The sequence below is a fragment of the Microcystis sp. LE19-84.1B genome (assembly GCF_027531875.1).
In the GTDB taxonomy this organism is placed as follows: domain Bacteria; phylum Cyanobacteriota; class Cyanobacteriia; order Cyanobacteriales; family Microcystaceae; genus Microcystis; species Microcystis panniformis.
Genome location: NZ_JAPZSR010000137.1, coordinates 1 through 6,440, shown reverse-complemented (window position 1 = coordinate 6,440; position 6,440 = coordinate 1). Strand labels below are relative to the sequence as shown.

General features: G+C 39.4%; 11 protein-coding genes and 1 pseudogene. 9 read left to right on the top strand and 3 right to left on the bottom strand.

The annotated features are described in order from the left end of the window. The 8 genes from O9324_RS08405 to O9324_RS08370 form a co-directional block, all read left to right on the top strand. Positions 1–480, top strand: a 480-nt coding sequence (locus tag O9324_RS08405) for a tetratricopeptide repeat protein (RefSeq protein ID WP_288139948.1), incomplete at its 5' end; no start/stop codon positions are given. A gap of 72 nt (positions 481–552) precedes the next feature. After that, positions 553–774, top strand: a complete 222-nt coding sequence (locus O9324_RS08400) for a hypothetical protein (RefSeq protein ID WP_287630146.1) — start codon at positions 553–555, stop codon at positions 772–774. After that, positions 752–1,009 carry a ParE family toxin-like protein gene (locus O9324_RS08395; RefSeq protein ID WP_002737575.1) on the top strand — a complete coding sequence of 86 codons (258 nt, stop codon included), beginning with the start codon at positions 752–754 and terminating at the stop codon, positions 1,007–1,009. The genes O9324_RS08400 and O9324_RS08395 overlap by 23 nt, the downstream gene beginning before the upstream one ends. 16 nt (positions 1,010–1,025) lie before the next feature. Next, the gene (locus tag O9324_RS08390) at positions 1,026–1,463 is read left to right on the top strand and encodes a tetratricopeptide repeat protein (protein WP_288139947.1); all 438 of its coding nucleotides are present in this window, start codon (positions 1,026–1,028) and stop codon (positions 1,461–1,463) included. Between the two features lie 193 nt (positions 1,464–1,656). Next, positions 1,657–1,899, top strand: coding sequence for a hypothetical protein (locus O9324_RS08385; protein ID WP_002760184.1), 243 nt, complete (start codon positions 1,657–1,659; stop codon positions 1,897–1,899). Positions 1,900–1,901: 2 nt separating this feature from the next. Further along, positions 1,902–2,327 (top strand): type II toxin-antitoxin system VapC family toxin, encoded by a 426-nt coding sequence (locus O9324_RS08380; RefSeq protein WP_288139946.1) that lies wholly within the window; start codon positions 1,902–1,904, stop codon positions 2,325–2,327. A gap of 272 nt (positions 2,328–2,599) precedes the next feature. After that, the gene (locus O9324_RS08375) at positions 2,600–2,914 is read left to right on the top strand and encodes a nucleotidyltransferase domain-containing protein (RefSeq protein ID WP_287630143.1); all 315 of its coding nucleotides are present in this window, start codon (positions 2,600–2,602) and stop codon (positions 2,912–2,914) included. Further along, positions 2,911–3,309 (top strand): HEPN domain-containing protein, encoded by a 399-nt coding sequence (locus O9324_RS08370; RefSeq protein ID WP_287630141.1) that lies wholly within the window; start codon positions 2,911–2,913, stop codon positions 3,307–3,309. The genes O9324_RS08375 and O9324_RS08370 overlap by 4 nt, the downstream gene beginning before the upstream one ends. 275 nt (positions 3,310–3,584) lie before the next feature. Here the strand turns inward: O9324_RS08370 and O9324_RS08365 are convergent, their stop codons facing one another. Next, positions 3,585–4,106 (bottom strand): DUF2062 domain-containing protein, encoded by a 522-nt coding sequence (locus tag O9324_RS08365; protein ID WP_288139945.1) that lies wholly within the window; start codon positions 4,104–4,106, stop codon positions 3,585–3,587. A gap of 64 nt (positions 4,107–4,170) precedes the next feature. Between O9324_RS08365 and mnmE the strand changes: the two genes are divergently transcribed. After that, on the top strand, positions 4,171–5,544 hold the full coding sequence (mnmE, locus tag O9324_RS08360) for a tRNA uridine-5-carboxymethylaminomethyl(34) synthesis GTPase MnmE (protein ID WP_002770071.1): 1,374 nt from the start codon (positions 4,171–4,173) through the stop codon (positions 5,542–5,544). A 219-nt stretch (positions 5,545–5,763) separates the two neighbouring features. Here mnmE and O9324_RS08355 read toward each other — a convergent pair whose 3' ends face one another. Both O9324_RS08355 and O9324_RS08350 read right to left on the bottom strand, forming a co-directional pair. Next, positions 5,764–6,081 carry a DUF4164 family protein gene (locus tag O9324_RS08355; RefSeq protein ID WP_079209767.1) on the bottom strand — a complete coding sequence of 106 codons (318 nt, stop codon included), beginning with the start codon at positions 6,079–6,081 and terminating at the stop codon, positions 5,764–5,766. 113 nt (positions 6,082–6,194) lie between these two features. Then, positions 6,195–6,305: pseudogene (locus tag O9324_RS08350) on the bottom strand (polyhydroxyalkanoate biosynthesis repressor PhaR); the annotation flags it as partial. Positions 6,306–6,440 lie beyond the last annotated feature (135 nt).

The following is a 6,440-nucleotide window of genomic DNA, read 5'->3' as shown; positions in this document are numbered from 1 at the left end:
GAACCTCTCTATCTACAAGCATTAGATTTGTTAAAACAACTCTTAGGAGACAATCATCCCGATGTGGCACTTTCCCTCAACAATTTAGCACTATTGTACAGTTCCCAAGGCAGGTACACAGAAGCGGAACCTCTCTATCTAGAAGCATTAGAATTGAAAAAACGACTCTTAGGAGACAATCATCCCGATGTGGCAACTTCCCTCAACGACTTAGCAATATTATACCGTTCCCAAGGCAGGTACACAGAAGCAGAACCTCTCTATCTAGAAGCATTAGATTTGAGAAAACGACTCTTAGGAGACAATCATCCCGATTTGGCAAGTTCCCTCAACAATTTAGCAAGCTTGTACCAATCCCAAGGCAGGTACACAGAAGCGGAACCTCTCTATTTACAAGCATTAGCAATTGCCGAGCAAGCTTTAGGGGAGAATCATCCTACTACTGTTACAATTCGGGAAAACTTAGAGTCGCTCCCGTAGGATGGGTTATTAACCTATCCGATAATACAACAATATAAAATAATACAATCACCTTCAATCAACCAAACAATCATGACTACACTCAAAGATATTGAATCCGCGATTCTCCAGTTGCCTGACGAAGAAATCTATCAATTATCAGCTTGGTTACAAGACTATCTTGATGATAGTTGGGACAAACAGATAAAAAACGATCTCGAATCAGGGAAACTCGATCGACTATTACAAAAAGTCAACAATGATATCAGTAACAATCAAGTTAAGTCTTTAGATGAAATCCTTAACAACTCCTGATTTTTGGCAATGTTATGCCAACTTACCTCCCTACATTAAGCAACAGGCAAAAAAAGCCTATCGTCTCTGGATTAGTAATGTTTTCCATCGATCATTACATTTCAAGAAAGTAGGGAAAAATGTCTGGTCAGTCCGAATAACTGAGAATTATAGAGCTTTAGCATTGAAAAAAGGTGAAGATTATTACTGGTTTTGGATTGGTTCTCATGATGAGTATGAAGAGTTAATTAAATAGAAGGAGAAAATTAACCATGCTAGATCCTAAAGAATTTCGCAATATTATCCACCAAGATTTTACTGAAGTTACCTCACAGGAATTTCTGGCAAATCTAAAAAAATACTGTCCAGAAATTTTTGAAGGCGATAACTATCCCAATGTCACTGAAAATCTTAATAATTTAGCAAAACTCTACCAATCTCAAGGAAGATACGAAGAAGCTGAACCACTCTTAATACAAGCATTAGAATTGAGTCAACGACTCTTAGAAGACAATCATCCTGATGTGACACTTTCCCTCAACAATTTAGCGCATTTGTACTATTTTCAAGGCAGGTACACAGAAGCAGAACCCCTCTATTTACAATCATTAGCAATTGCCGAGCAAGCTTTAGGGGAGAATCATCCTACTACTGTTAAGATTCGGGAAAACTTACAAAGGCTGCGACAACAGCAACATCCATCGTCTTAACTGTGATTTATGTGTGGGATGGACTATGATTGATTATTGATGAAGGTTTGCTGAATACAACACAATCATAGTATTCATTCAATCATTTCAATCACAGTTTAGACTTATTATGGGATTATGGGATGGACTATAATTGAATTAATCACTGATAACTGATATAGGCTATATTTGAAGAACTTACAAAGGTAAAATTATGACTATTAAAGAACAACTAATTCATGAAATTGAAACAGTATCCGATGAGGTAATAGAAGAAGTTTTTGACTTTTTATTATTAGCCAAAATCAAACATAATCGATCGCAAGAACAATCTAAACCTTTTGCACAATTTATAGAAGAACTCACTGCTGATATTCCTCAAGAAATTTTAGATACCTTACCAACCGATAGTGCAGAGCAACATGATCATTATATTTACGGTACTCCTAAACATTAACCATGAAGCAAATTTTTGCCGACACCTTTTATTGGATCGCTTTACTCAACCCTAAAGATAACTGGCATCAAATTGCGCTTAATTATGCTCATAATTGTATCAATGATCAGCTAATAACGACAGATGGCATTATTGATGAGATACTGAACTATGCTTCATCTAGAGGAACTATTATGAGACAGAAAGCACTCTTGATGTGTACGCAAATGCTACGGGAAAAAACAATAAAAGTTATTTCCTATACACCAGAATTACGTCAATTAGGTTTTGAATTATATAAACAACGGTCAGACAAAGGTTATAGCATTACAGACTGCATATCAATAGTAATTATGCAACAAATGGATATTTTTGAAGTGCTTACCCATGACAAGCACTTTACCCAAGAAGGTTTTATTATTCTTTTTCAAAAAATAGAACTACTATAAAATGGAGTCAACAACTATTAGGAAAAATCACTCTACTATTGTTCAAATTCGGAAAAGTTTACAAATGATGCGACAGTCACATCCATCGTCTTAACTGTGATTGATGGGATTATGGGATGGACTATGATTGATCATTGATGAAGACTTGCTGAATACAACACAATCATAGTATTCATTCAATCATTTCAATCACAGTTTAGACTTATTATGGGATTATGGGATGGACTATATTGTTAATATTGTTTTGCAGTACAAAAAGGTCATAAAAAATCATGGACAAACAACTATTACTCAATAAAATTAAACAAGCAGTACAAGCGATCGAACCACAAGCGCAAATATTTCTTTATGGTTCACGGGCGCGGAATGATGCTCAACCAGACTCTGATTGGGATATATTAGTATTAGTTGATGGGATCACCAACCCTACTCGCACATCTCAAATCCGTCGTCAAATTTATGAAATCGAATGGGAAACAGAAGAGGTTATTTGTACCATTGTTCGCAGCAAAAATCAATGGGAACATCCCTTATTACAAACTACTCCTTTCTGGGAATCAGTTAACAAAGAAGCTATTATGCTATGAGTAAAAATTCCCTTCACGATCAACTAATTAGGTATCGTTTAAATCGTGTAGAGGAAGCTTATCAAGATGCTTGTTCTCTTGCTGATGGTGCAAGATGGAATAGTTGTATCAATCGTCTATACTATAGTTGCTTTTATGCTGTTACGGCTTTACTTGCTTATGATAATCTCTCATCTCCAAAACATACAGGTGTCCGTAGTCTCTTCAACAAAAACTACATCCGTAGTGAAATTATTTCAAAAGACTTTGGTGCAATTTATAACGAATTGTTTGAATACCGTCTCGAAGCAGATTATACAGACTTTGCAGATTTTGATGAATTACAAGTTCTTCCTTTCATTGCACAAGTGAGAGATTTTTTAAATATAATTTCAGACCTGCTTCCTACTGATTAAATGACAAAAGTATTGTATGGCAATACATTAAGTAAAGAGCATCTCAATACACAAATGATGCGACAGTCACATCCATCGTCTTAACTGCGATCAATTTGACTATGGGATGGACTATGATTGATCATTGATGAATGCTTGCTGAATACAACACAATCATAGTATTCATTCAATCATTCAAATCACAGTTTAGACTTATTATGGGATTACCGTTGGTGCTTCTCATCCATGCCCCTTAGATTACCAGATTTCGTCACCCCCTGAACGGTGACAATTTATCAGCGTTTTCTCCTTGTTTGTCGCCGGTGATACCGTTGATGAACTAGGCGATAGCTAACAAAATAGGTTATCGTAGCAAATACCGTCGCTGATAGTAAGCAACCAAAAAACAGGGTCAAAAGAAATTGGCCGCCAGAACTAGCTAACTTTTCGGTGAAGCTTTGATTAGTTTGAAAAATGTCACCCACATTCGATCGCCCGCTTTGACCAAGAATAAACTCTCCCAATCTATAATTAAACAGGAAAATCGGCAGATCGGTCACGGGATTGCTGATATAAGTACCAGCAGCAGCGGCAATTTTGTTGGCACGAAATAGGGTAGCTAAAAAGATAGCGATGATGATTTGAAGGCCCATCCACGGGAAAAATCCCGAAAAAACTCCCAAGGCAAAACCCCTGGCAATTTCCCTAGGATGTCCTTGTAATCGCATTAAGCGAATATACCAATAGCGCAAAAATCGCAGTAAGCGATTACTTGAATATTTGCGGCTTTTTCTCGCTTTTAATGACCTTGAGCGCATATTTTCGGGATAAATGCTGACAAAATTGATCCTGACTTCAATTTTAGCAAGGAGTGATTAAGAGATGTTGAACACAGGGGATACGATCGCCGCCATCGCTACGGCGATCGTTCCGGAACAGGGTAGTATCGGTATTGTCCGTTTATCTGGTAGTGAGGCAGTGGCGATCGCTCGTCGGCTTTTTTATACCCGCAATCGTCAAAAATGGCAAAGTCATCGTCTTCTCTATGGTTATATCCGGCACCCCCAAAGTCGGGCAATTATCGATGAAGCTTTGCTGTTGCTCATGTTAGCGCCCCGCTCTTTCACCCGCGAGGATGTGGTGGAATTTCACTGTCATGGCGGCATTATGCCCGTACAACAGGTGTTACAGTTATGTCTAGAAAATGGGGCGCGTTTGGCCCAAGCGGGGGAATTTAGCCTGCGTGCCTTTCTTAACGGCAGAATTGACCTAACTCAAGCCGAAAGCGTCGTCGATCTCGTTGGGGCGCGTTCTCCCCAAGCGGCACAATTTGCCCTCGCTGGTTTACAGGGGAAGCTCGCTCAACCGATCCGGCATTTGCGTGCCACCTGTCTCGATATTTTGGCTGAAATTGAGGCCCGTATTGACTTTGAAGAGGATTTACCGCCCTTGGATCACGAGGCGGTTCTCCATAGCATAGAACAGGTTTTTTGTCAAGTAAATTTAATTTTAGCTACCGCCGAGCGCGGGGAATTGCTGCGTAGTGGTCTAAAAGTGGCGATCGTGGGGCGGCCGAATGTGGGGAAATCCAGTTTGTTAAATGCTTGGAGTCGGAGCGATCGAGCGATTGTCACCGATTTACCCGGCACTACCCGCGATATCGTCGAATCTCAGCTAGTTGTGGCGGGAATCCCCGTACAAGTCCTCGATACGGCAGGAATTCGCTCGGCCAGCGATCGAGTCGAACAAATTGGGGTGGAACGTTCCCGTCAAACGGCCCGGTCTGCTGATTTAGTTCTCTTAACCGTCTCCGCAGAGTCAGGATGGACCCAGGAGGACGAGGAAATTTATCGCTCTGTCAGCGATCGCCGATTAATTTTAGTGATTAATAAAATTGATTTGGTTAATCCAGAAACGGTAATTTACCCAGCAGAAATTGAGCGAGTTGTCAAGCTATCCGCCGTCCAAAATCAGGGTATTGAAGACTTAGAAAAAACTATTATTAATGCTGTCCAAAATCAAGAACTACAGGCGGCTAATTTGGATTTAGCCATTAATCAACGACAAGCGGCCGCTTTAACTAGGGCGAAAATTGCTTTGGAACAGGTCAAAAAAACAATTGACCAAGATTTACCTTTTGATTTTTGGTCGATCGATCTGCGTACTGCCATTCAAGCTTTAGGAGAAATTACCGGCGAAGAAGTAACTGAATCGGTACTTGATCGCATTTTTAGCCGTTTTTGTATTGGCAAGTAAGCAATTAGAAAATCCGGTCAACCAGAAAGAAGCAAAATTATTTGTAGGATGGGTTAGCGGTAGCATAACCCATGCAGGCGTTGGGTTTCATGCTTCAACCCAACCTACGTTCATCTTATATTTAATTCCACCCACCCACTTAGGAAATCCGGTCAACCAGAAACAATGTTTTATCTTTTTGTGTTGGTTTAACTATAGTTTTGTTGAGAATTAGAGAACTCAGATATTACTGGAAAAAAATACTTTCCAAGCGGCCGTAATAATGGCACTCCCCAAAAGGATAATCAATGTCCAGACCTGATTTTTTTGGGTTCCTTCCACTGATTTTAGCCGATTGTCGATGCCTTCGATTTTCTCGTCTAAAACTTTAATATCTCCTTTGATATCTGCTTGTCCTATCTCAAGTTTTGTTAAGCGATTATCTAATCGATCAAACCGTTCATCAATCTTATCGAATTTCTGGCTAACTTCCTTGATACTGTCTTTAATTTCTTTGAGGACGACATCAAGGGAATAAGTAACAGTTTCGTTAGACATTTGGTAAACTCCTATACTGCATCTGGTTGGATATAATTTTATCTTAAGTCTAGGCTTTAAGAAAATTTTCTTTCAGGAGCGGTTAACTGTAGTTGTGTTGAGGATTAGACAACTCAGATATTACTGGAAAAAAATACTTTCCAACCGGCCGTAATAATGGCACTTCCCAAAAGGATAATCAATGTCCAGACCTGATTTTTTTGGGTTCCCTCTACCGATCTGACTCACCGTTCGCTTAAATTGAAGGGGTAAGGTGGGCAAAAAAGGTTAAAATCCTTGTGTAGTCAAGTGTTGGCCAACAAGGAGTCGAGCAATTACGTCACAAACACAGTCAGAACGAATAGATGATCTCCCTCTAA